The sequence below is a fragment of the Anditalea andensis genome, assembly GCF_000714815.1.
GTDB classification, from domain to species: domain Bacteria; phylum Bacteroidota; class Bacteroidia; order Cytophagales; family Cyclobacteriaceae; genus Anditalea; species Anditalea andensis.
On sequence record NZ_JMIH01000016.1, the window covers coordinates 1 to 24,400 of the forward strand.

The 24,400-nt window shown below is 38.9% G+C and carries 23 protein-coding genes and 1 pseudogene; 13 read left to right on the forward strand and 11 right to left on the reverse strand.

Features of this window, described 5'->3' with window-relative positions:
- Positions 1 to 34 precede the first annotated feature (34 nt).
- From EL17_RS08370 to EL17_RS08395, 7 genes and pseudogenes are all read left to right on the forward strand, one after another.
- A complete protein-coding gene (locus EL17_RS08370; RefSeq protein ID WP_035073382.1) occupies positions 35 to 292 on the forward strand; it encodes a GIY-YIG nuclease family protein in 258 nt (85 codons plus the stop codon).
- A pseudogene (locus tag EL17_RS23465) lies at positions 278 to 343 on the forward strand. Before EL17_RS08370 ends, EL17_RS23465 begins: the two are co-directional and overlap by 15 nt.
- Positions 344 to 650: 307 nt before the next feature.
- Entirely contained in the window at positions 651 to 1,598 is a 948-nt protein-coding gene (locus tag EL17_RS08375; protein ID WP_035072612.1) for an acetyl-CoA carboxylase carboxyltransferase subunit alpha, read from the forward strand.
- Positions 1,599 to 1,656: 58 nt separating this feature from the next.
- On the forward strand, positions 1,657 to 2,502 hold the full coding sequence (locus tag EL17_RS08380; RefSeq protein ID WP_035073384.1) for an MBL fold metallo-hydrolase: 846 nt from the start codon (positions 1,657 to 1,659) through the stop codon (positions 2,500 to 2,502).
- A complete protein-coding gene (locus EL17_RS08385) occupies positions 2,492 to 3,274 on the forward strand; it encodes a patatin-like phospholipase family protein (RefSeq protein ID WP_035072613.1) in 783 nt (260 codons plus the stop codon). The genes EL17_RS08380 and EL17_RS08385 overlap by 11 nt, the downstream gene beginning before the upstream one ends.
- A 13-nt stretch (positions 3,275 to 3,287) precedes the next feature.
- Complete coding sequence (locus EL17_RS08390; RefSeq protein ID WP_035072614.1) at positions 3,288 to 3,845, forward strand: 1-acyl-sn-glycerol-3-phosphate acyltransferase; 558 nt, start codon at positions 3,288 to 3,290, stop codon at positions 3,843 to 3,845.
- Between the two features lie 71 nt (positions 3,846 to 3,916).
- Positions 3,917 to 4,954 carry a YihY/virulence factor BrkB family protein gene (locus EL17_RS08395; RefSeq protein ID WP_084166179.1) on the forward strand — a complete coding sequence of 346 codons (1,038 nt, stop codon included), beginning with the start codon at positions 3,917 to 3,919 and terminating at the stop codon, positions 4,952 to 4,954.
- A gap of 23 nt (positions 4,955 to 4,977) precedes the next feature.
- Here the strand turns inward: EL17_RS08395 and EL17_RS08400 are convergent, their stop codons facing one another.
- From EL17_RS08400 to EL17_RS08415, 4 genes are all read right to left on the reverse strand, one after another.
- Positions 4,978 to 5,196, reverse strand: coding sequence for a hypothetical protein (locus EL17_RS08400; protein WP_164675011.1), 219 nt, complete (start codon positions 5,194 to 5,196; stop codon positions 4,978 to 4,980).
- A gap of 101 nt (positions 5,197 to 5,297) precedes the next feature.
- Positions 5,298 to 6,002, reverse strand: a complete 705-nt coding sequence (locus EL17_RS08405; RefSeq protein WP_035072616.1) for a TetR/AcrR family transcriptional regulator — start codon at positions 6,000 to 6,002, stop codon at positions 5,298 to 5,300.
- Positions 6,003 to 6,080: 78 nt separating this feature from the next.
- Positions 6,081 to 7,373, reverse strand: a complete 1,293-nt coding sequence (tyrS, locus tag EL17_RS08410; protein ID WP_035073388.1) for a tyrosine--tRNA ligase — start codon at positions 7,371 to 7,373, stop codon at positions 6,081 to 6,083.
- Between the two features lie 98 nt (positions 7,374 to 7,471).
- Complete coding sequence (locus tag EL17_RS08415; RefSeq protein ID WP_035072617.1) at positions 7,472 to 8,368, reverse strand: TolB-like translocation protein; 897 nt, start codon at positions 8,366 to 8,368, stop codon at positions 7,472 to 7,474.
- 54 nt (positions 8,369 to 8,422) lie between these two features.
- On the opposite strand from EL17_RS08415, the gene EL17_RS08420 reads away from it, so the two are divergent.
- From EL17_RS08420 to EL17_RS08435, 4 genes are all read left to right on the forward strand, one after another.
- On the forward strand, positions 8,423 to 9,529 hold the full coding sequence (locus tag EL17_RS08420; protein ID WP_051719889.1) for an oxygenase MpaB family protein: 1,107 nt from the start codon (positions 8,423 to 8,425) through the stop codon (positions 9,527 to 9,529).
- Positions 9,530 to 9,714: 185 nt separating this feature from the next.
- On the forward strand, positions 9,715 to 9,939 hold the full coding sequence (locus EL17_RS08425) for a DUF2752 domain-containing protein (protein WP_240485971.1): 225 nt from the start codon (positions 9,715 to 9,717) through the stop codon (positions 9,937 to 9,939).
- A complete protein-coding gene (locus EL17_RS08430) occupies positions 9,932 to 10,315 on the forward strand; it encodes a TM2 domain-containing protein (protein WP_035072621.1) in 384 nt (127 codons plus the stop codon). The genes EL17_RS08425 and EL17_RS08430 overlap by 8 nt, the downstream gene beginning before the upstream one ends.
- Positions 10,308 to 11,243 (forward strand): DUF4097 family beta strand repeat-containing protein, encoded by a 936-nt coding sequence (locus EL17_RS08435; RefSeq protein WP_035072623.1) that lies wholly within the window; start codon positions 10,308 to 10,310, stop codon positions 11,241 to 11,243. The genes EL17_RS08430 and EL17_RS08435 overlap by 8 nt, the downstream gene beginning before the upstream one ends.
- A gap of 193 nt (positions 11,244 to 11,436) precedes the next feature.
- On the opposite strand, the gene rlmF is transcribed toward EL17_RS08435, so the two are convergent.
- From rlmF to EL17_RS08460, 5 genes are all read right to left on the reverse strand, one after another.
- Positions 11,437 to 12,309: a 23S rRNA (adenine(1618)-N(6))-methyltransferase RlmF gene (gene rlmF, locus EL17_RS08440; RefSeq protein WP_051719890.1), complete on the reverse strand. Its 873-nt coding sequence runs from the start codon at positions 12,307 to 12,309 to the stop codon at positions 11,437 to 11,439.
- Positions 12,302 to 13,801 (reverse strand): M28 family peptidase, encoded by a 1,500-nt coding sequence (locus tag EL17_RS08445; RefSeq protein WP_035072624.1) that lies wholly within the window; start codon positions 13,799 to 13,801, stop codon positions 12,302 to 12,304. The genes rlmF and EL17_RS08445 overlap by 8 nt, the downstream gene beginning before the upstream one ends.
- A gap of 236 nt (positions 13,802 to 14,037) precedes the next feature.
- The gene (locus EL17_RS08450) at positions 14,038 to 14,757 is read right to left on the reverse strand and encodes a pseudouridine synthase (protein ID WP_035072626.1); all 720 of its coding nucleotides are present in this window, start codon (positions 14,755 to 14,757) and stop codon (positions 14,038 to 14,040) included.
- Between the two features lie 114 nt (positions 14,758 to 14,871).
- The gene (gene mnmA, locus EL17_RS08455; protein WP_035072628.1) at positions 14,872 to 16,080 is read right to left on the reverse strand and encodes a tRNA 2-thiouridine(34) synthase MnmA; all 1,209 of its coding nucleotides are present in this window, start codon (positions 16,078 to 16,080) and stop codon (positions 14,872 to 14,874) included.
- 417 nt (positions 16,081 to 16,497) lie between these two features.
- Positions 16,498 to 16,806, reverse strand: a complete 309-nt coding sequence (locus tag EL17_RS08460; RefSeq protein ID WP_035072630.1) for a hypothetical protein — start codon at positions 16,804 to 16,806, stop codon at positions 16,498 to 16,500.
- A 355-nt stretch (positions 16,807 to 17,161) separates the two neighbouring features.
- On the opposite strand from EL17_RS08460, the gene EL17_RS08465 reads away from it, so the two are divergent.
- Positions 17,162 to 18,328 carry a THUMP domain-containing class I SAM-dependent RNA methyltransferase gene (locus tag EL17_RS08465; RefSeq protein WP_035072632.1) on the forward strand — a complete coding sequence of 389 codons (1,167 nt, stop codon included), beginning with the start codon at positions 17,162 to 17,164 and terminating at the stop codon, positions 18,326 to 18,328.
- Positions 18,329 to 18,350: 22 nt separating this feature from the next.
- Here EL17_RS08465 and EL17_RS08470 read toward each other — a convergent pair whose 3' ends face one another.
- Positions 18,351 to 20,444: a M28 family metallopeptidase gene (locus EL17_RS08470; protein ID WP_035072633.1), complete on the reverse strand. Its 2,094-nt coding sequence runs from the start codon at positions 20,442 to 20,444 to the stop codon at positions 18,351 to 18,353.
- A gap of 324 nt (positions 20,445 to 20,768) precedes the next feature.
- On the opposite strand from EL17_RS08470, the gene katG reads away from it, so the two are divergent.
- Positions 20,769 to 23,042: a catalase/peroxidase HPI gene (katG, locus tag EL17_RS08475; RefSeq protein ID WP_035072635.1), complete on the forward strand. Its 2,274-nt coding sequence runs from the start codon at positions 20,769 to 20,771 to the stop codon at positions 23,040 to 23,042.
- A gap of 124 nt (positions 23,043 to 23,166) precedes the next feature.
- On the opposite strand, the gene EL17_RS08480 is transcribed toward katG, so the two are convergent.
- Positions 23,167 to 24,354 carry a C40 family peptidase gene (locus EL17_RS08480; protein WP_240485954.1) on the reverse strand — a complete coding sequence of 396 codons (1,188 nt, stop codon included), beginning with the start codon at positions 24,352 to 24,354 and terminating at the stop codon, positions 23,167 to 23,169.
- Positions 24,355 to 24,400 lie beyond the last annotated feature (46 nt).

Sequence of the window (24,400 nt, forward strand, 5' to 3'; positions counted from 1 at the left end):
AGGCTTTTTTTGTTTTACGCCAATTATTTTTCCAATGGATTACTTTGTATACATCCTCCAATCAGCTAAAGACGGATCTTTTTATATTGGCTATTCAGAAAATCCATCGAGTAGACTAGAAAAGCATAACCGGCCACATTCAGGATATACGGGAAGAAAACAACCCTGGAAAATTGTATATACAGAACAGTTTGATTCTAAAGCAGAAGCACAGAAGCGAGAGCAATACATTAAAAAAATGAAAAGTAAAGACTTTATCCTAAAACTGATCAATGGCAGTTCAGCTGGTTAGAATGCCTGTCCCGAGCCCAAGCTCGGGAAGGTCGCGGGTTCGAGTCCCGTCTCCCGATGCTCGGGACAGGCTATTCCGCAAGCCTTAGAGTACATCTCTGAGGCTTTTTTTGTTTTACGCCAATTATTTTTCCAATGGATTACTTTGTATACATCCTCCAATCAGCTAAAGACGGATCTTTTTATATGAATATTAAACATAAACCATAATTGAAAGAAAATTTAAAAGGTAGGCTTAGGCAGAATATGAACTTATTTCAATAATAATTTACCACTGATATGTTTTTTGCTCCATTCTTGCAGAAAACATTATACTTAGAAATATATTTTTATCTTTGTACTAGCAATAAAACTTTATTATGGTATTAGAATTTGAGAAACCAATAGCCGATTTGGAGCAAAAGCTTCAGGAAATGAAGGATTTGGCCAAAGGAAAAAACATTGATTTATCTGCAGATATCCAGTCGTTGGAAGACAAAATCCAGACACTCAAAAAAGAAACTTTTGAAAATTTAACCAGGTGGCAACGGGTTCAATTGTCACGGCATGCTGACCGACCCTATGCGTTGGACTATATTCATGAGATCACAAATGATTTTATAGAAATACATGGTGACCGGAATGTAAAAGATGATAAGGCCATGGTAGGTGGACTTGGAGATATCCATGGTAGAACTGTGATGTTCATAGGACAACAAAAAGGCCGGAATACCAAGCAGCGACAGGAAAGAAATTTCGGGATGGCAAATCCGGAAGGGTATCGCAAAGCGCTTAGGTTGATGAAGATGGCTGAAAAGTTTGGTAAACCTATCGTTACTTTGATAGATACCCCAGGAGCCTTTCCCGGATTGGAAGCTGAAGAGAGGGGACAGGGAGAAGCCATAGCGAGAAACCTAAAAGAGATGTTTAAATTAAAGGTTCCTGTCATCTGTATCATTATAGGGGAAGGAGCTTCAGGTGGAGCACTAGGTATAGCCATTGGTGATAAAGTTTTTATGTTGGAAAACACCTGGTATTCTGTTATCTCACCTGAATCCTGTTCATCTATACTATGGAGGAGCTGGGATTATAAAGAGCAGGCGGCTGAGGCTTTAAAACTTACCGCAAAAGACATGCTTTCAAACAAACTGATAGATGGTATTATTTCAGAACCATTGGGAGGAGCGCATAAGAATCTCAAAATGATGGCTACCACATTAAAAGCGACTATAGTGGAAGCACTGTCAGAACTTGATAAACTGGAAGCAGATAAACGCATAGAGATGAGGATAGATAAATTCTGTGCCATGGGGGTAGTAAAAGAATAATATAGTTGATATATCAAACCAAACCTCTGTATTCTGCAGGGGTTTTTTTATGCAAAATATGGAATTACATGTGATCAATACCGGATTTTTCAAATTGGATGGAGGCGCTATGTTTGGCGTCGTGCCTAAAATACTTTGGGAAAAATCAAATCCAGCAGATGAAAAGAATTTATGCACATGGGCAATGAGATGCCTGTTGGTGCAAGACGGAGATAAGTTAGTGTTGATAGATAACGGGATAGGAGATAAACAGGACGCAAAATTTTTCAGCCATTATTACCTACATGGGGAAGATACACTTATAAATTCTTTACAGGAAAAAGGATTTTCTACTCATGATATAACTGATAATTTTCTTACTCATCTGCATTTTGATCATTGTGGGGGAGGCCTTTCATATAAAAAAGGCAATAACAATATCATAGAAACCGTTTTTCCCAATGCTAAATATTGGACAAACCAAGATCACTGGCAGTGGGCCACATCGCCTAATAACAGAGAAAAAGCTTCTTTCTTGAAGGAAAATATACTGCCTATGAAAGATAGCGGTCAGCTCCATTTCCTTCCTGTAGATGAAAATGAATTTATGGACGGTTTCGATTATTTCTGTGCAGATGGACATACAGATAAACAGATGATCCCAAAGATTCAGTATAAAGGGCATACCCTTGTTTTTGCGGCTGACCTTCTACCTTCAGTAGGCCATATTCCCCTTCCATATGTTATGGGATATGATACCAGGCCTTTGCTTACACTTAAGGAAAAAGAAAAATTTTTAATAGAAGCGGCAGAAAATCATTATATCATTTTTCTTGAACATGATTCAATCAATGAATGCTGTACAGTGAAGATGACAGAAAAAGGTGTAAGGTTAGATCAAACATTTTTGCTGAGTGAACTCTAAGAAAAATATAGGTATAGCTTTATCTGGGGGGGGTGTAAGGGGTATTTCACATTTGGGCGTTTTGAAAGCACTCAATGAGGCTGGAATATACCCCACCAGGGTTTCCGGAACCAGTGCTGGTGCCATAGTAGGGACGATGTATTGCTATGGATATAGTCCTGATGAAATATTTAAGATCATCAAAGATACCAACTACCTGAAATTCTTAAGGCCAGCCATCAGTTGGACAGGACTTCTTAAAATGGATATATTACAGTCTCTTTATGGTCAATACTTAGGAGATAACAGTTTTTCCAATTTAAAAATACCCTTGACCATAGCCACCACAGATATCGGTAGAGGAAAGGCAGTATATTTTTCTGAAGGAGAACTTATCTTGCCATTGATGGCCAGCACCTGTATTCCAGGCATGTTTGATCCTATAATGGTCGATGGCAACTTTCTAGTCGATGGGGGGGTATTGAACAACTTACCCGTAGAACCTTTGGATGGTGTATGTGACTATATCATCGGAGTCAACTGTAATCACTTGCCAGAACAGCTCAATATTACCAATATTAAGAAACTAATTGAACGGACTGTTATCATGTCTATGAACTTTAATGTCTATAGTAGAAAGAACAAATGTGATTTTTTTATAGAACCTAAAGGTCTAGCCAGGTTTGGAGTGTTTGATATTAAAAAAGCAGATGAAATATTTGAAGCTGGGTATAATGAAACTTTGACATTTATTGAGGGAAATAAAGCTTTACAGCAATTAGCAATAAAATAACAGTATAGTAGAAATGAAATTATTAGCACGATTTTTATTTTGGATTACAGGTTGGAAAGTAGCGGGTGGATGGCCCGAAGGTTTGAAAAAAGCTGTATTGATAGCTATACCACATACCTCTAACTGGGATTTGTTGTATGCCAGGGCCGCATTTTTCATCATGGATGTTCCTGTCAGGTTTACTATTAAAAAAGAAATCATGGTAGGCCCTCTGGGATGGCTAATCAAAGGTTTGGGTGGGATTGCTATAGACAGGAAAAGACTTCCAGGCAAAAAAAAGCAGACCTATACTGAAGCAATGATCAATATGCTAAAAAATAGGGATGAGTTAGTGATCATGGTTACCCCTGAAGGAACGAGAAGCTATGCACCGAAATGGAAAACTGGATTTTACCATATTGCTTTAGGAGCAGAAGTACCCATAGTGGTGGGCTATTTGGATTACAAAAGGAAACTGGCGGGAATAGGTCCAGTAACGCAGCCAGATGGTATGATACTTGAACAGATCGAAGAAATGATGGCTTTTGGCAGGACTATTACTGCCAAATATCCTGATCAGGGTATCAGATAATTTTAGGATCTTTAGATCGGTATAGTATCCCTACGACTTAGCGGCATATGTGGCCTTTAAAAATTTTGAATATGTTTAAAAAGAACTTTAAAAGGTTAAAAAAACTTACCTCGTTTCAGATAATACTGGAAAGTGTGAAGGATTTTGGCAGAAATGATGCCATGACTTTTGCTGCATGTACGGCATTTTATACCATTTTCAGTCTGCCGGGTTTACTTATTATTGTTGTTTCCATAGCCGCTTATTTTTATAGTGAGGGAGCTGTAAGGGAAGAACTGTTGGAACAGGTCTCCAATACCTTAGGTTCCGACAGTGCATCGACCTTCGATAGCATCATCCAAAATGCCAGAATCGACGAACAGAGCCTATGGGCAAAAATTTTGGGACTGGCTGTCCTTGTATTCAGTGCTACTACTGTATTTGTCAGCCTTCAAAATAGCATAAACCATATCTGGCATATACAGGCGAAACCAGAAAGAGGTTTAGTAAAATTTATCATCAATAGGTTATTAAGTTTTTCATTGGTTGCCTCTATAGGATTTGTATTGATTATTTCTTTGATAGCTGATGCTATCTTGGTAATTGTTTTCAGGCATCTATCAAACTTGTTCAATGGAGAAACTTTTTTGCTTGCCAGTATAATTAACTTTGTGGTAGCACAGGGAATTGTAGTACTGGTATTTGGACTGATGTATAAAATTCTGCCTGATGCTCGAGTAAAATGGAGAGATGTATGGTTAGGTTCCTTTGTGACTATGATACTTTTCGCTACAGGAAAATACCTTCTGGGCATCTATATGGCAACTTCTGATGTAGGGGGAGCTTATGGTACTGCTGGGTCTTTGGTGTTTATATTGATATGGCTTTATTATTCTGTCATTATATTCTTATTTGGGGCTCAGATCACTTATTATATCGCCGAAAAGACAGGCGGAAGTATTTCCCCGTATAAAGAAGCAGTACGGGTACAGCTTATGGAAGTAGACGCAGACGGCAAAGTCATTAAGCCAGCCTCAGCCAAGGACACAAAAAAAGATCTTGAAAGAGCTGAAAAGGAAGAACAAGAAGCTATTCAAAAAGAAAACAAAGAAAATGGATCTTTAAAATAAAAAAGGCGGTATAACCGCCTTTTTTATTTTATCTCTTTATTATCATCAGCTTCCTCAATCTGAGGTTTGCTTTCATCTTTACCTTCCACTTTCTCATCACCTGTCTTATGATCGAAATGATGAACTTCCTTATCAAGGACTTCTTTTCCTGACATTCTCTTTTTGGTGAAAATATTTTTGAACATGAAAAATAAAACAAGGGCTATCCCTAAAATTATAAGAGCACCTAAGAACATTGACATAATTTATACTTTATATAGTAAAACGTTTTGATTTAAGTCATTATCGTAAATAGCAATAAAAATGCCTAATATTATCGGAATTTATAATAGTAGCGTTTCTATTAAAATAAGCTTCCTTGGACTGCCTGTGGCTTTTGACCCTGAACAGTACCTTTCAGCATATCATGGAGTAATTTTATAAAGCCATGCTTCCAACTTTCACCACTTATTTTCAATTCTTTGTTTTCATAATCTATCGGTCCCTTTAACTTTTCATATCCGATCATCATAGTCCAGACAGTATAAAATGTTATTTCAGGTTGTAAATCAGGCCGCATGCTGCCGTCCCTTACCCCTAAAGATATCATCTGGGTGCCGTATTTGGCAGGTTCATATTGAATTTCCGTCAGTTTAACAAAATTGGTACTCTCCAATATCAAAGGGTCAATCTTTTTGCGAAGTGAAGGATCATTATACATTCCTAATATGTTCATGAAATTCAATATGGATTCATGATACATTTTATGTTGTTGGGTAAAGATAAAATAATTTTCAACAAGGTCAGTGATTACCTCAATACCTTTTTTGCCTTTCCCTTTAATCAAAGTTTTGCTAAATAGGTCCTTAAGCTCTTCAAATGCCTTTCTGGTCACCGCCATATAAAGATCCTCTTTATTTTTGTAATAAAAATAAATTAAACCCTTGCTCATTTTAGCTTCTTTGGCCACATCATCCATTTTACAGGTTGCATATCCTTTTGCTGAAAAAAGCTTGATCGCTGCCGCTAATATATCCTTCTCTTTTTGTTGTCTTTCGTAGACGCCCATCGAACCGATAATTTTGTTAAATATAGATCAAAAAAATTGAATCTTAGTTAAGTAGAGTGAAATAGTCTGTTTGTAATATTATACCACATTGATAATAAAATAGTTTTTCTTTCCCTTCTGAACCAGTAAATATTTATTCTGCAAAAGATTTACTGTAAGTTTATCTGAAGGATCATTAACTTTTATTTTGTTAATACTAACCCCTCCTCCCAGAATCATCTTACGGGCTTCACCTTTGGATGAAAATATTACCCCTTGTGCCTTTTCTCCCAAAAGTTCTAAGACATCTTCCAACTTCTCAAAATCACTTTTAGTGACACCAACCTGAGGTACTCCATCAAAAACCTGTAAAAAAGTCCTCTCATCCAATGTGCTTAAATCTTCAGTGGAAGATTTTCCGAAGAGTATATCGGAAGCTGTCAGTGCCATCTTGTAATCTTTTTCACTATGGACCATTATGGTAATTGCCTTCGCTATCTCCTTTTGCAGCACCCTAACATGAGGGGCAGATGCATGTTCTAATTCTAAAGATAGAATAGTCTCCTCATCCAGGGTAGTGAAAATGCGGATATATTTTGCAGCATCCTCATCGGATACATTTAGCCAAAACTGATAAAATGCATAAGGAGACGTTTTCTCAGGATCTAACCATACACTGCCTCCTTCCGTTTTTCCAAATTTGGTACCATCTGATTTGGTAATTAGTGGTACAGTTAGGCCAAAAGCACTTCCAGCCTCCATTCTTCTGATAAGCTCGGTACCTGTGATGATATTTCCCCACTGGTCTGAGCCTCCCAGCTGTATGGTACAATTTTTATTTTTCCATAGATGAAGGAAATCATAGCCCTGGATAAGTTGATAAGTGAATTCGGTAAAAGAAAGTCCATTGCCTTCTTCTAGTCTTCTTTTAACACTATCCTTGGACATCATATAGTTTACGGTAATGTGTTTGCCCACATCCCGTATAAAATCCAGAAAAGAAAATTTTGACATCCAGTCAAAATTATTGACTAGTTCAGCTTTATTGGCACTTTCCTGGCCAAAGTCTAAAAATTTAGAAAGCTGCTTTTTGATCCCTTCTATATTTTTAGCTAGTGTTTCATTATCTAATAGATTTCTTTCGGCAGACTTAAATGATGGGTCCCCGATCATACCGGTGGCACCTCCGACCAGAGCAAAAGGTTTATGTCCTGCACGCTGAAAATGGAGTAGTGTCATCACACCTACCAGATGGCCTATATGCAACGAGTCCGCCGTAGGATCAAAACCTAAATATGCCGAGGCCATTCCCTTTTTAAGATGTGCTTCTATATCCGGAGTCATGTCCTGTAGCATGCCCCTCCATTTTAATTCCTCTATAAAGGTTTTCATAATCTGAATCAGTGTCAATAAATAAAGCTGCAAATATAGCGTTTGCAGCATTAGAATTAAAGGTTTGCCCTAGTAGTTTTCCTTAATATGGTTCAGCTTTAGTTTCTTTCCATTACCACTACAAGTTTTTTTGATTTGGGACTGATTGCCATACGGGATATATTTCCGTATCCTGGAAGGGAAACTTTAGCGATTTCTTGCCATGAATTATTTTTACGAACATTTTTGATGTAGATACTTTGTTCTGATGCCATTAATATGTGGTTTTTGCCCACCCAGATAAAATCTTCAGAATAGGGGAGGGTGAGTCCTATATTTTTGATTTCCTTTTTTTTAAGGTCATAAGATACCATTTCATACACGGGTTTACCATCCACTACTACATTGTTATTTTTGGAGATATAAGCCATCTGGCTGGTACCGGGCCTTTTCTTAATAGATCTACCCACATTTTGAGATAATGTATCTACTTCATCCCGGCTATAGGGGTAGATAAGTTTATTTGGACTGCCCAGTACGAACATCACTGCTTTATTATCATACCAGTCATAGTATCCTACTGGATAAATATTATCATAGAGTAATTCAGGTTCTCCCATATTTATAGGATATAGCCATAGCCTTTGTGTACTGTCTTCTTCGACAGTAATAGCCGATACATATAATCCGCAATCTGTCAAAGAAGGAGAAAATTCGCTTTTATTATCCGTACGTGTGATATTGGTAAATTTTTGTGTTTCAAAATTATACATAATAATATCATGATGTCCCTGGTCAGGCTTGCTTGAAAATACCAGCTGTTTTTCATTTATAAAATTCGGCTGGTTATCATAACCTATTCTGTCCGTTATTTTACTGGCAGAATGGGGGACTATCTGAAATCTTCCAAACCTCGATTTAGTGTCTAAGGATATAATATCAAAGGATCCCTGAGCATGAGAGGCTACTGGAAGCAGTATAGAAAGCAATAAAACATAGAGGGTAGTCAATTTCATAAATTATTAACGCAGTATTAAAAAACTAAATTACACAAACCCAGTTAATTTCCAGTGAGTAAATTAAATTTATATACCGACAAGGCGTTTGATAACCTGAGACATCAAAAAGACCCAATTGCTGACCTTGCCGTAAAAGTATTGATAGCAAAACCTTCTTTGGCCGAAGAAATCAATAACTGGAAAAGCATACCTTCCATTTTACCTGAAACCTTTCCCATAGATCTGGTACAGTTTTGGCAATTTTATAGCACAGTTCCAAATCAACTCGATCTGAGCAAGGTACACCGGTCCCAGGATTTTTTCTCAAAAAAGGGAAATACATATTTAGGTTTATTAGGGTTTTATTCATTACCGTATTGCTATGCATTTGGGGATGGAGCGCAGGTATTGGTAAGGTCTAAGCGTATCCTTGAGGACCAGGGCAAAAGGCTGATAGAAACTGCAGGTTTTGTGCTAGAATCATTCAAGCCCAACTCATTTATGTGGGATAGTTCTTCTCTATTGGTAATCGCAAAGGTACGGTTGATCCATGCTTTTGCCAGGTATTTTATTGACCGGCATGACAGTACATGGGATGAATCATGGGGTAGCCCTATCAATCAGGAAGACATGATAGGTACAAACCTGGCCTTTAGTTATCTGGTGATCAGGGGCTTTAGAAAAGTAAATCAGCACCTGGACCAGATTACGGTGGATGCACTCCTGCATTACTGGAAAATAATAGGCTACTATATGGGTATAAATATTGATTATTGGCCTACTGATGCAAAAGAAGCAATATATTTAGAAAAACTCATCAGGGGAAGGCAAATGAAGCATTCAGATGCAGGAATCAAACTCATCAATAGCCTGGTAAGTTATTATAAAAAATCTGTACCTCCACAGCTTTCCAATTTTGTGGAAACAATGATCGCTTATTTAATAGGAGAAAAAGCTTCAGCATGTTTGGCTATCTCCAAAAGATATGATTTACCTCCATCTATTTTCGCCCAGGTTTTAAAATATAATTTCAAAATCCAAGGATCAAACTCGGCTTCTTATGCTCACTTAGCCAGTGGATTTAAAAAAGTGGTAGACCAGGAGTATGGCGGGAAAGCATCCATTCAAATTCCGGTTATTCCTTCCATGCCCGAAAATGTTGTTCATAAACGGACATAAACATGTGTCTGTTGCGGACATTCAGTAATGCGTAAACCCCTTTTAAATCATGAAGGGGGACTTTTTTGCACATGGCATTCTTTTCGTACTTTTAGCTGTAAATGATTAGGAAAATTCTAAATATTAAAGAAAAACTACCTGTCGAATTGATCTTTTGGCTGGGGGCCCTTATCAGTCTGGCACTGATGAAACCCGGACATGACCATCATTTTACCTTATGTCCAATATCCTACATTGGTTTTTCATGGTGTCCAGGATGTGGATTGGGACGGGCTATTAATTTAATGTTACATGGACATTTTTCCGCATCATTTTCTATGCATCCATTGGCTGGTTTGGCCATCGTGGTGATTATATGGCGAATTATACAATTAATAAAAAACATTAAAAACTTCAATTATTATGGCTAATGTATTAAGACATCTTCCGGAACTGGAAGGTATGGAATTAGGATATATTCAGGGTATATTAAAAAATATGAATGACGAACAAGCCAACATGTTTGCCCAGGTTTACAGAGCTCGAAGAAAAGATAGTCAGATGATCCTTATTCTCACTCTGATAGGGTTCTTTGGCTTTGCAGGATTACATCGCTTTATATTGGGACAAATCGGCCTGGGCATTCTTTATTTATTGACTGCTGGTTTGTGTTTTATAGGTACCATAGTAGATCTGGTCAATTATAAAAGTTTAGCTTATGAATACAATGTCAGGATAGCCCACGAAACACTTAATATGATGTCCAACGGGTATGGATTTAATCAAAACACTGAAGCAAATGTGTAAAATAATTAAATTTTTCTATATAGCTTTAGCTATGATTATCTTTCCATCCTGTGGTTTTTCCCAAATGGAAACTGCAGTAGATGTAGAAAAGAGTTTTACCGGTATAGAAGAAATAGAAATCAATGGAGGTTTTTTAGAAATAACCTATGAAGGTAAAGAAAACGACACAGAGGTATTTCTCAATGCTTATCTGGAATCTACAAGAAAAAATGATTACGACATTATCTATCGGGTGGATGGAAATAAACTTAAAGTGGAACTCAAGAAGATTCGATCATCTGGAGGCAATAATACAAACTCAGGTTTTATCAGTCTCACAGGACCAGAAAATGTCAGGTTAAAGGTAACCAATAGCTCAGGAAGGATGTTTATCAGTGGCCTCACATATCAGGAGGCAACTTTTAAATGTAGTTCAGGAAAAATTGATTTGAAAAACCTGATGGTGGACCATATAAACATCACAGCCTCTTCAGGAAAAATAGATGGACACTTACTAGGAGGTGATATCGATTGCTCTATTTCATCGGGATCAGTAAATCTGGAAAATGTAGATGGCAATGTTACACTCAATGGATCCAGTGGAAAGTTTACCGTAAAAAATGTCCAGGGCAGGGTAAATACGAGCATGAGCTCAGGAAGCGTTACATTAGAAAATATCCATGAACTCGAGAATGCTTCTGTATCATCCGGTAGAATAAAAGGCACCGGAGTAGGTTTAGGTAAGAATACAGAACTTAAAGCTTCTTCAGGTAGCATAAATATTCAGACCAATGATGATCTGGCCGATTATAACTTTGATTTATCCGGTGGTAGCGGTAGTATGACTGTAGGCAACCAGAAGGGCCGAAAGAACATGATCATAGATAATAATGCCGGTGCCACTGTAAAAGGAAGGGTGAGTTCAGGTAAAATAAGTATTACTAATTGAGGTAATAAACAGGTGATGGTAGAAGGAGTAGGGGCATATGACAAAAATGAGCAGTGGCAGGAATAAACCGATAGGATAACCTATATATATAAATATAGCAGATATGCTCCAATAACAACATGTATTCAGCTGAACAAAAATAGGTTCAGGCTTTCTTTCGATTTTATATATTATTGCATAGGTATCTGACGATTTAAAAGTGCCAAGCTAATATTCGGCTTTTTTTCTGTCCTTGTGCCATTTCAATAACCTTATAATTTGCACCTATTTCTTGAAGTTTTTTATAAAGCAGTGGCAATGATTCTTTTTTGGAGATCAAAGAAGTGAACCACCTGCACTGCATTTTATAAAATATGCTTTCTTGGATCATATTTGATACAAATCGCTGTTCTCCACCAGGGAACCATAATTCGTTTTTATTACCACCGAAATTTTTATTGTTGGAATTTATAGAAAGGTTTCTGTTCTTTCTATGAGTAGCCTGGGCTGCCTCTTTAGCTGAAGCATGAAAAGGTGGATTGCACATGGTGAAATCCACTTTTTCACCCTGGTGCCAGACATTACGGAATATGCGACTGGTATGAGGCTGGAGCCTACAGGTTATTAAAGGTTTGATAGATGGGTTATGATCTAGAATAGAGCATACATTGGATAGTGATAATGGATCTATATCGGTACAGATAAATTTCCACCCAAATTTACTAGCCCCTATCAGCGGATAAATTCCGCTTGCACCTGTTCCTATGTCCAAACCTGTCAGACCTTTGCTTACTCCCGTATCCAAAAGTTCTGCTAGATAATATATATAATCTGCTCTACCCGGGATGGGTGGACAGAGGTTTCCAGCTGGTATATCCCAGTGTTGAATACCATAGTCGGATTTTAGAATGGCTTTGTTCAAAGCTAACACTGCTTTGGGATCAGTAAAGTCTATGGATAGATTACCATAGGGGTTAAGCCTTACATAAACCCCTAGACCATGGTCAGCTTGTATAAGCGCTTCAAAATCATATCCGAACCGGTGAATATTATGGGGATGAAGCCCCGCCTTTGGGTTATCAGTCATTGTCATTCACTTTTCCATAAAGTGATCTGCCAGCTTCTTCATACTTATCACCGGGAAACCAAAATGGAGCCTCATCCATATCCGCTACATATTGGGCAGACAAAATATATGATTTCCAGTATAACAAAGCATAATCAAGGTCAAAATTATCGACCCTGTCAGACTGCTGGTGGTAATGTTTAGCTACCTCCTCATCAAATGCCGTAAAACCCAGACTATAGGTCGGAGAAGGTATCCCTTTCCTTGCAAAATTCACATTATCAGACCGGTCATATAGCCCCTGTTCTGGAGCGGGGTCTGACTGAGCCGTCAGGCCAAACGCAGATACGGCTTCAGCTATTCTTTCATCTGCTGTAGTCCTACCCAAACCGATGACAGTGATCAGAGAGGTATCATTATAGCCTGCATTATCAATATTCATATTAAATATAATGTCTTGCAGCGGAATCAATGGGTGGTCTGCAAAATAACCACTTCCCAGCAAACCTTTCTCCTCAGCTGTCCAGGCACATAATAGGATGGATCGTTTCGGTGGATGCTTAGCAAAATACTTGGCAGCATTAATAATTGCTACTGTTCCGACAGCGTTATCTCTAGCACCATTGAAAATAGAATCGCCCTCTGAATTAGGTTTTCCTACACCTATATGATCGTAATGGGCAGACAGCATAACGTATTCAGTTTTTAATTCCGGATCGGTGCCTTCTATTACCGCTACCACATTTCTTCCTTGGATCTGGCGATTTGTCTTACCTGACACTGATAGGCTGACAGATGTAGTTTCTCTTTTGTTTACGGTAGCATATAGTTCGCCTGTCATGTCCTTTACCCAAATGTAGGGTAGTGATTGGGTTTCATCAGGATTTTGGTCTATCGTCAGCTGCGTCCTGTTTAGATAGGTGACCAGCATATTCCAGGGTGTAGTAGGCGCATTGAACATTTCGATTACACCTATCGCCCCATTTTCTTTGGCCAGTCTTAATTTTTTACGTCCGAGAGAAAATAATTCGGAAGGACTTAACTGATCGGGGGCTCCTACTTTTACCACTAACATTTTGCCAGACACATCTACTCCCTTCAGATCTTCATCCAGTCCATGACCTGCTGCCAGAAGTTCATATTTGCCATTGATATCGCCCCCATCTAAAACAAGCATATTGTCTCCTTGAGTAAAGGTTTGGGTACTAAAAACTGCATTTGCGTCAGCGGGGGGGCCAGAAACCCTGAAAGGGACATTTTGAAAGTAATCCTTAGCACCATCGATCTCTTTAGCACCGTATTTCCAAAACTGCTCCGCTATGTATCTGGCAGCAAGGTTGATCTCAGGTCTGATGGGATCCCTGCCCATCATCTCGTCAGAGGCAAGGTATCTAAAATGAGATAGGGCTTCTCGGTCATCAATGGCTTCTTCAATCTGGTTTTTAGGTTCCTGTGCGGTAACAGACAAAGCGGTAAGGAGAAAGCAAAGCGGCAATAGATATTTATGAATCATGATTATTATTTGGGATGTGCTAACAAAGTTTAAAGATAATAAATTCTGTTTGGTTACATTCCTAAAAGTATGTAATAACCAAGAGTGATTAATATAGGGTTTACCATATGAGGAAGGATGAACCATTTATTCAGTTGACACTAAGTCGACTTTATAAATTTATTTTGGTGACTATCCATATTTTATGACAATGGAATAAAGCACAGTTTTTTTTAAACCACCCTACCTTGTACTATTTATACTATATTTAATTTTGAAGCCGTATCTTTCCAACCTAACTTATGAATGATATTTAAAAAATGATCAGGTAAAGGTGCCTGAATATTTACTTCTTCATGGGATATGGGATGGATGAACTTCACCTGCCAGGCGTGGAGCAGGATATTTTGAAGACTGAATTTTTCTCTAAAAAACTTATTTTGTTTGTTTTCTCCATGGGTGGTATCCCCGATAAGGTAGTTACGTTCGTGCGCCAGATGCCGCCTGATCTGATGCATCCTACCCGTTTGTGGAAATGCTTTTACCAGTGAGTACCTGCTAGTGGCAAACTTAGGAGAAGAAGCGTAGGGTAATTCTATCTTTGCTAAACTCCAAAAACTGGTACGGGCTTCCTGTAGATCGCCAATTAAATCTTTTTTTAATGGATAATCGCTAACAAACTGATCTTCTTTTAGATATCCCCTCACTGTGGCGAGGTATAGTTTTTCTATCTTATGTTCGGTAAACAGTGTAGTAAACAGTGAAGCATCTTCGGAAGATTTGGCAAACAGTAAAATACCAGAGGTAGGGCGATCTATGCGGTGAAGGGGATATACCCATTTTCCGATTTGGTCACGCAGTAATTGCATCGCATAGGTGGCATCATCGTTTTTGGCTATTTTGGTACGGTGGACCAGTAGACCTGCAGGTTTATTGATTGCTATATAATGATCATCCTCAAATAATATTTCAAGCATCACGAAGATTGGGTTATATGTAAATTTTAAAACGGGGTCTAAATCTTGATGTAAATTATATAAATATCAGAAGCCTAAAAGGTATTCTTAAGCTTCCGACATTCATTCATAAAATCAATAAATAGTACCGGATCCTATTGACTCATTTCCTTCATACCAAGCCACAAATTGTCCTGATGCAATTCCTTTTTGAGGATGGTCAAAGATAACATAAAGACCATTTTTTTTCATGATCAATGTAGCCATACTGAGCGGCTGCCGATACCGGATCCTGGTCAGATACCTAGCTGATGAGTCCGGGATTAGCTTTAGATCTTCACGGATCCAATGCACATCTTCCAAAGAAACAAAAAGTCCTTTTCGCATCAATCCAGGATGGTCTTCTCCTAGACCGGTATAGATGATGTTATCTTTAGTATCAGTATGGATTACAAAAAGAGGTTTACCTGTACCGCCTACATTTAATCCTTTTCTTTGACCTACAGTAAAATAATGGGCACCGTTATGTTCTCCGATATTTTTTCCCTGTTCTGACTTATACTGGATAGGTAGACATAGGGTATCCAAAGTTTGTCTGTCCCAAGTGTCAGGTTCTGTACCGGGAATGGTTTGCATCTTATAATAGGATAAGTCTTCCGGTATAACTTTTATTTCCCCTTTTTTTGGTTTTAGTTGCTGCTGTAGGAAATCTGGTAACTTCACCTTACCTATAAAGCATAGCCCCTGACTGTCTTTTTTATCAGCAGTGATCAGATCTCTTTCCTTGGCTATAGCCCTTACTTCTGGTTTTTGAAGGTGGCCTATAGGAAATAGCGCCATTGATAGCTGTTCTTGATTTAACTGGCAGAGGAAGTAGCTTTGATCCTTATTCGTATCAGCTCCGGCTATAAGCCTTTGGATTTCTTTACCGTCTTTATTTATTGTTTCCTTTTGGCAGTAATGACCGGTAGCTACATAATCGGCTTTCAGTTTTTTGGCTGCTTTTAAGAAGATATCGAATTTTATTTCGCGGTTGCATAGTATATCCGGATTGGGTGTCCTTCCTGCCTGGTATTCGGCAAACATATAATCCACGATTCTGTCTTTATATTCTTCACTAAGGTCTATGGCCTGAAAAGGGATTCCCAGTTTTTCTGCTACCAACATGGCGTCGGTGCTATCTTCCATCCATGGGCATTCATTGGAGATGGTGACAGTTTCGTCATGCCAGTTTTTCATAAACATGCCTATCACTTCATACCCTTGATCCAGCAAGATGCTCGCTGCCACACTGCTGTCCACTCCTCCGGAGAGGCCGACTACTACTCTTTTTCTTAATGTCATTTCTGTATATTTTCATGGGGTCAAGGCCCATGAGGTTTCACGATTAACAGCTGCGGTCAGCCATTTGGTTCGCAAAGATAGGTAGGAATTTGTAGAAGGAGGGTTTTATTTGTCAAAGAAAATGCTGGGACAATGTACGCTTACTTAAAAATGATCATTTATCATGAATATTTATACAAACGTTAATAAAATAAACTTTGGAAGGGAGATATATATAAAATGTGGTTTTAGCTGCAATATTTTTAGCCGCTACGACTAATTTAGCTGATGCTGTATGCACTGAGATTATTAAATTGAATCAATGGAACATCCATGGCATAAAAGTATACGATGAATTACCAGTGAATTGATCGTATACTTTGAATGATGGAAACAGCAAATAACGATATAAATCAATAAAAAATAATAGGAAAAAATCTATTCACTGGTATTGTCAAGCTGCTGTTCAAACCGCTCCAGCATTTCCGACATGAGTTCGGCTTTCATTTCTGTTCGCTGGTTTGCTATCAAGGAGTTTCCCCGTTTGTTCCCCGTAGTATCTGCCATTTCGATAGACTGCCTTCTGAAGAGATCCCTATTCTTGTCTCTAAAATCCCGTGACCTTTTAATATTTTTTTTTAGATCTTCTTGATTGAGTTTAAAAAGCTTAGGAGGCTGGCTTTGATCGTAAAGTTCCAGTTCCGTAGCATTGCACATTTCCTTTGCATCTTGTCTATTGTAAGCCATTTTATATTGAGGTTGATTGAAAATACTTATTGCAAATGCTTTGCCGAAAAATAGAGGATTTATATTTCTTTAATGTTTATGTCATAAGTAAGAGCCTTTTTTAAGTGGTTGTATTTATGTAATAGCATAAATACATAGTATGAAGTAAGTGTTTAAAATGTATGTATATTAAATTAAATTATTATAATAGAGCCATACTGTTTCTTTCTAGTACAATCTATCACAACATTTCCAGAGATAAAATATTATATATAGGGATCAAAACAATGGCCATTATGCAATTATATAATCGTAGCGCTATGCGTTCAATCGACCATCACACCTAATTCATAAAAATTACCTATTTTTGCTATCTATGAATGATTTTGGTCAAAAAGGAAAAGTTGTCATTACCTGCAAAGACAGGTTTGCCCCGTATTTAGAACAGGAGCTGGTTACACTTGGTTTTAAACCCAAGGTAGTATTTAGAACAGGAGTAGAGCTGTATGCTTCTCTTAATGAATGCATTTTTTTAAACCTTCACTTACGTACTGCCAGTCATGTGCTTTTTGAGATCAAATCATTTTATTTGAGACATGCTGATGATATATACCGTAGAGTAAAGGCGCTTCCTTGGGAACAGTATATAACCAACGAAACCTACTTTTCTGTATCCAGCCATGTGGAGAATGAAAGTGTAGATAATCCGCTATTTGTGAATGTTAGGATCAAAGATGCCATAGTGGACCGATTTAGAGAAAATTCAGGAGTAAGACCTAATAGTGGCTCAGAATATGATGGAGCTGTATTTCAACTATTTTGGAAAGATACCCAAGCTTCACTTTATATCAATACTTCAGGAGAGACCATAGCCAAACATGGTTATAGAAAAATTCCTGGGCAAGCGCCTATGTTGGAGGCCCTAGCTTCCGTTACTTTAATGGCAGCTGGATGGGATGGCAAAGGTGTATTGGTCAATCCTATGTGTGGATCAGGAACTGTTGCCATAGAAGCAGCTATGATTGCGAGCAACCGTTACCCAGGGCTTTACAGAGACAGGTATTCCTTTCAATTTTTCATTGGTTATGATGATAAAGTGTACCGGGATTACAAAGAAGACCTTTTCTCCAAAATTAATGACAATATTATTGCAACGATCATAGCCAATGACATCAGTGACCAGGCGCAGCTGATCAGTCAGGAAAATGCCAAGGAAGCCGGCGTAAATGATCTTATAGCATTTGTGAAAGGAGATTTTGCTGATATCCCACTGCCTGAGACAGAAGATGGAATCATATTCATTAATCCGGAATATGGAGAAAGACTCGGTCAGGAAATAGAACTGGAGGAAACCTATAAACGAATAGGGGATTTCTTGAAACAAAAGGGAGAGGGATATACAGGTTTTATCTTCACGGGTAATCTTGAACTCGCCAAAAAAATAGGTCTGAAAGCAAAAAGAAGGATGGAGTTTTATAACGGTACCATAGATTGCAGGTTGCTTAAATATGAACTATATAAAGGGAGCAGGGAAAAACAATAGATTTTCCCTACCCACATTTTGCTTAATTATGTTCTAATATACGGTTAAGTTCAGACACTTTGAGGTTCAGTTCATTTATGGCTGCACTGTAGCGTTCGTCCCATTCTGTCAACCTATCTGTATTTTTATTTTCGATCTCATACATGATTCCGGGAAGCATCCAGGAGGCATAACCACTATATGGATCTGTAGATGCATATAGAGACCTGTACCAGCTACCAAAGTACATACCTTTCGGATCTATGAAACTTTTTTCCAACTCAAGGAGCTTGGCATTTATATCATTCAATATATTGGATTCCAATCCGCTATCGAGCTTATTATCCAAATTCTTGCTGTAGTTATCAGAAGAAGCTTTAAGGTAATTAAGAGCTGTTCGTGTTTTTGCAAAACCATTGAATTCTGGATGAAATTCTTTTACCCCCTTTACCGCTTGTTCAAAATGCATATTAAGATCTTCCGCATATCGGGGTACATCATAGGGTATCACCTCAGCATTTGCCAGTCTAAGTGTCATCAGCCCTATCAATTGCTCCACTGCACCACCCATTTTAAAGGTTGGATCAACAAATTTTTCATAGAAATGCATATTATCATAATTGGTATGGTACAAAGTAGGGCCTCCCGTTCCGCCGCTTACTGAAGGAATACCCACATGCATATAAAAGGCGATATGATCAGATCCACCGCCTAGATTGCCTATGCTGGGTTCTTTCTTTTGACCTGCCCATACCTCGAAAACTGATTTGGCAGAGTCAGGAAACTGAACCTCTTTGGAAGAGTCTATGATCAGCTGCTTAAGAGTGGGAGAGGATGCAGCTCCGAAATTTCTTCCCGATACAGCTGCATCTAAATTGATATATGCTACAGCATTTGCTTTCAACTCATCCCTCATCTGCTCCACCCACTCTGTAGATCCTATGACACCATGCTCTTCAGCATCCCAATGGCCAATTAAAATGGACCTTTTTGGTTTGTCTGTCAATTTGCCCAAAGTTTCACTAAGGCTTAATAGCATGGCCGTACCACTATTAGGGTCCGTGGCACCATGGCCCCATGCATCATAGTGGCAGCCAAGTATGATCCACTCGTCAGGTCTTTCTGATCCTTTTAGTGTACCTATTACGTTATGCACGCGAACAAAGTCCCTTTTTTGATCTACCATGACCCGGATTTTTAAGTTTTTGCCTCCCTCTAGTCTATAGGGGAAGGGAAGTCCTCCCTGCCAAGAAGAGGGTACTGCCTGTATTCCCTGCATCAGCTCCATGATTTCTCTGGCAGCACCATAAGGGATAGGAGTTACGGGTATTGTATGGAGGGCCGTTTCTGACGGATCCAGTCGGGGTACTTTTATTTTACCATCTCTGGGCAAAGCAGGCTCAAAGGGAGTCAACGGATCCCCCGTAAAATTTTCTGTAAGCAAAGATCCCCGCTGAATGGCACTTTCATTATAATGGATGCCCTCGGGGTATACCAGGCCCTTAGCATAGCCACTATCTTTTGGATCCGTATAGATCAGGAGCCCCGCAGCACCGTTCTCCTCTGCAAATTTGGCCTTATACCCTCGGAAATTACCTCCATATCGTGCAAGGACAACTTTTCCTTTGACATCTATACCCAGTTCCTTTAACTTTTCAAAGTCCGCCTTAGTGCCGTAGTTGGCATAGACAACCTCTGCTGTCACATCCCCGCTGCCTGAGTAGGCATTCCAGCCTTTCCAAAGATCCGGATGATCAGAATAAGGATCTTCTTCTAGAATAAACTCTTTCTGGTTTAAGGGCTTTCTTATAGGAGTTACAATCTCCACAGCTGAATGTCCTGGCTCTTTGGACATGTACACATCGTATGGGTATACTTCTGTGGACCATCCTGCTGCTTCCATGGTTTGTATTAAATAATCCTTTACTTTTTCATTTGCGGCACTTCCAGCTACATGGGGGACCGCTGTAAGTCTGGTCAGGTGAGTTTTAAATCTGCCGTAGTCTACACCATCTAAAAATCGCTTTTCGGATTGCTGCTGGACAGAGACAGATTGCTGCTGAAAACCAATGTACTGCTGAGCTTGCAGTGAGGTGCCTAAACCTAATAGGAGAGGTAAAAAGAACGTGTTTTTCATATTATGCAAATATAAAATGATCTTCAAAAGATTTTGTAAGAAATTTGGATTACAATATACCCAGTTTTATCAAATCAGGGCTTCCATTTAAAAAAAAGTACCGTATCACTATTTATTTGTATCGGTAGTAACCGTTACCAAACCATCGTAGGTTTTTTCTAGCATCTTGACCATAAGTTAGTTCAGCCCCTTTGTATAAAAATCTAAAACCCTATATAGAAAATGTCTATTCCAGATAGAAATTAACTATTTCTATCATTTAATACTAGCTCATATATTTGCCCTCGATTATACAACCCTCAACATTTAGTTTAATAATTGAATATGAAAAGGATCATACTATTACTTTCTCTGGTGATCAGTCCTCTATATAGTGGATTCGCGCAGGAAAAACCAACGGTGGACGGGTATTCCGGTGCCACTAAAAAAAGTCACAGTGTAGCTAAAACAACCCAAAATAGTGAATGGTGGCCTAATCAATTAAATTTAGGCATTTTAAGACAACATTCCTCGCTTTCCAATCCGATGGGTCAAAATTTTGATTATATCGAAGCGTTCAACAGTTTAGATTATGAAGCCCTGAAGAATGATATCCGAGAAGTAATGACCACCTCACAGGATTGGTGGCCAGCAGATTTCGGTCATTATGGAGGACTGTTTATCAGAATGGCATGGCATAGTGCTGGAACATACCGAACAGGAGATGGCCGAGGCGGGTCACGTTCAGGGCAGCAGCGCTTTGCACCACTGAATAGCTGGCCAGATAATGCTAACCTCGACAAAGCCAGGAGATTATTATGGCCGATCAAGCAAAAGTATGGCAACCAGATATCATGGGCTGACCTTATGGTGCTGACCGGAAATGTGGCACTTGAATCTATGGGATTTAAAACCTATGGTTTTGCAGGGGGGAGAATGGATTCATGGGAACCTGAATTGGATGTATATTGGGGCAAAGAGACCGTCTGGCTGGATGACCAGCGGTACACTGGCGACAGACAATTGGAAAGGCCGCTCGCAGCTGTACAAATGGGATTAATATATGTAAACCCTGAAGGACCAAACGGAAATCCCGATCCTGTTTTGGCGGCACATGACATACGGGAAACATTTGGAAGGATGGGAATGAATGACGAAGAGACTGTGGCTTTGATCGCAGGAGGCCATACTTTGGGCAAAACCCATGGAGCAGGTCCTGCCGAACATGTAGGAAGAGAACCGGAGGGAGCAGCTATAGAAGAACAGGGCTTCGGCTGGACCAGTACTTATAAAACAGGTAAGGGTGCAGATGCCATCACTTCCGGGCTGGAAGTCACCTGGACCTCTACACCGGCACAGTGGAGCCACGATTTCCTTACCTTTCTGTTTGCGTTTGATTGGGAACTTACCAAAAGTCCTGCTGGCGCTCATCAATGGGTGGCTAAAAATGCCGGAGATATCATTCCACATGCTTTTGATGTCAATAAAAAGCAGCCCCCTTACATGTTGACCACAGATTTATCTCTTAGATTTGACCCGGAATACGAAAAAATATCAAGAAGATTCCTTGAAGATCAGGATGCTTTTAATGATGCATTTGCAAAAGCCTGGTTTAAATTAACCCACAGGGATATGGGCCCCATCAGTACCTACTTAGGTCCTGAAGCACCAAAGGAAGACCTGATCTGGCAGGATCCGATACCTGCCCTTAACCATACCCTTATCAATGAAAGTGACATTAGGACACTAAAAGAGGAAATTAATCAGTCAGGACTTAGTATTACTGAAATGGTAACTACCGCCTGGGCATCTGCTTCTACCTATAGAGAGTCCGATAGAAGAGGAGGGGCCAATGGTGCTAGGATAAGGTTAGAACCTATGAGGAAATGGGAAGTGAATAATCCTGATAAACTTGATAAAGTTTTGACTACACTGGAAAAGATCAAGGATGAATTTAATTCTAAAGCAGGATCTAAAAGAGTTTCTTTAGCAGATCTTATAGTTTTAGCAGGCAATACTGGTGTAGAAAAAGCCGCCAAAAATGCCGGACATGAACTTCAGATTCCTTTTTCACCTGGGAGAATGGACGCTTTGGCCGAACAGACTGATATGGAATCTTTTGAACTGCTGGAGCCTATGGCAGATGGATTTAGAAATTATCTTAAAACAAAATATATTGTATCTACGGAAGAGCTTTTAATAGACAAAGCTCAGTTGCTGACCTTGACTGCACCTGAGATGACGGTACTAGTAGGAGGGATGCGGTCACTTAATGCCAATTATAATGGCTCTAAGCATGGGATATTTACCAATAATAGAGATATGCTCAATAATGATTTCTTTGTCAACCTTCTGGACATGGGCACAGAATGGAAAGCTGCTGATGATACTAAAGAGATTTTCATAGGAAGAGACAGAAAAACTGGTGACGTCAAATTTTCTGCTACCAGAGTGGACCTTATTTTTGGTTCTAATTCTGAGCTGAGAGCTTTGTCTGAGTTATATGCACAAGAAGATTCCAAAGAAAAGTTTGTAAATGACTTTGCTGCAGCATGGACCAAAGTAATGGAACTAGACCGGTTTGATCTCACCTATAAGAAACAGGATCAGCATCCTTAAGTATAAAACCATAAAATCCATCCTTCAAGAGGATGGATTTTATGTTACAAAGTTTTAAGTTTTGTCTGCTATAGTTCAGGCGTGCCAGCTGAAACCCTTTGCTTTTTAATTGCTGAAAGCATTATCATCTAATAAATTTTTCAACAGCGAGGATATTTTGACTTTCTTTGCCCAATATTCTTTTTGTTCTCAAGTAACGATCTAATTCATACTCATCAAAATGCTCACTATCAGGGTCAAATGAACTTATCCTAACCCTTCCTCTAGAATGTATAAAAGAATTGTTTCCGATCCACATACCTACATGTATTACTTTTTCTGGTGAATCTGCTGCAGCAGGTTTACCAAAAAACAACAAATCTCCAACCTGAAGATTTTCCCAGTTTTTGTCCTTATCCACTTCTTCACCTTCGTGGATCTGCTGGCTGGCATCCCTAGGTATGATCTGACCATTAAGAAAAAAGACCGTTTTGGTGAAACCGCTGCAATCAACTCCCTTTATAGATGTACCTCCCCAAAGATACGGGATACCCATCATGCTTTTAGCAGTACTTATGAGATTTTCATGAGATGGATTTCTGCTGGCTATCCAGTCACCCAGAGGCTCCATACTACTGCTATTTACATATCCTTTTCTGCCATCTGGCAATTTTACCTCATAGAAATCCGTTTTTCTGCCGATTACTTCGAGAACATTGCCCGCGGTAAGGTCAGAAACCATTTCGATTTGATTTTCATCAGCATATACATAGCCTATCAGTGAAGTAAAAACAGCCTTCTCTGATAGGTCCCACTGCTGAAACTCCTCTTGGTCCATCAGTTGGATACCTGCCGCATCTATCCATGAGATGTATTGGTCCGGTGTCTGAACCAGATACCATGTACCATCTTGTTTTAAAACATTTAGTGGAGTTCCCATGGTAGCTTGAGTGGCCAGCTCTGCACTGTGCTTTGGCTGACTGCGAATATTAGCTACTGATATGGTGACTACTCCAAAATGTTTACCTTCCAACATAGGTAATACCGTCACCTGATCTGTATACGCTATACCATTTTCCTCAAATCTGTTCTTGAGGGTTTCCAGAGCTTCAGGTAAATTTGTTTCTCCAGAAAGTATATTATTTTCAAAGGATATATCAAATAAAGCAACTCTTTTATCCGGTGCGAATTCGGTTCTGGTTTCTTCAATTAAACTGCCTGATTCAGGTGAATCTAATCTTTCACATGCTAAAAAAAGGTAGCAACTTAAAATGGCCGCTAAGCAGGTATATATACTTATTTTAGACTTGAATTGATAAAAGCAATAACTCAAATGCATATATTTTAAATTGAAATGTTTTATACTCAATAATAAAAGC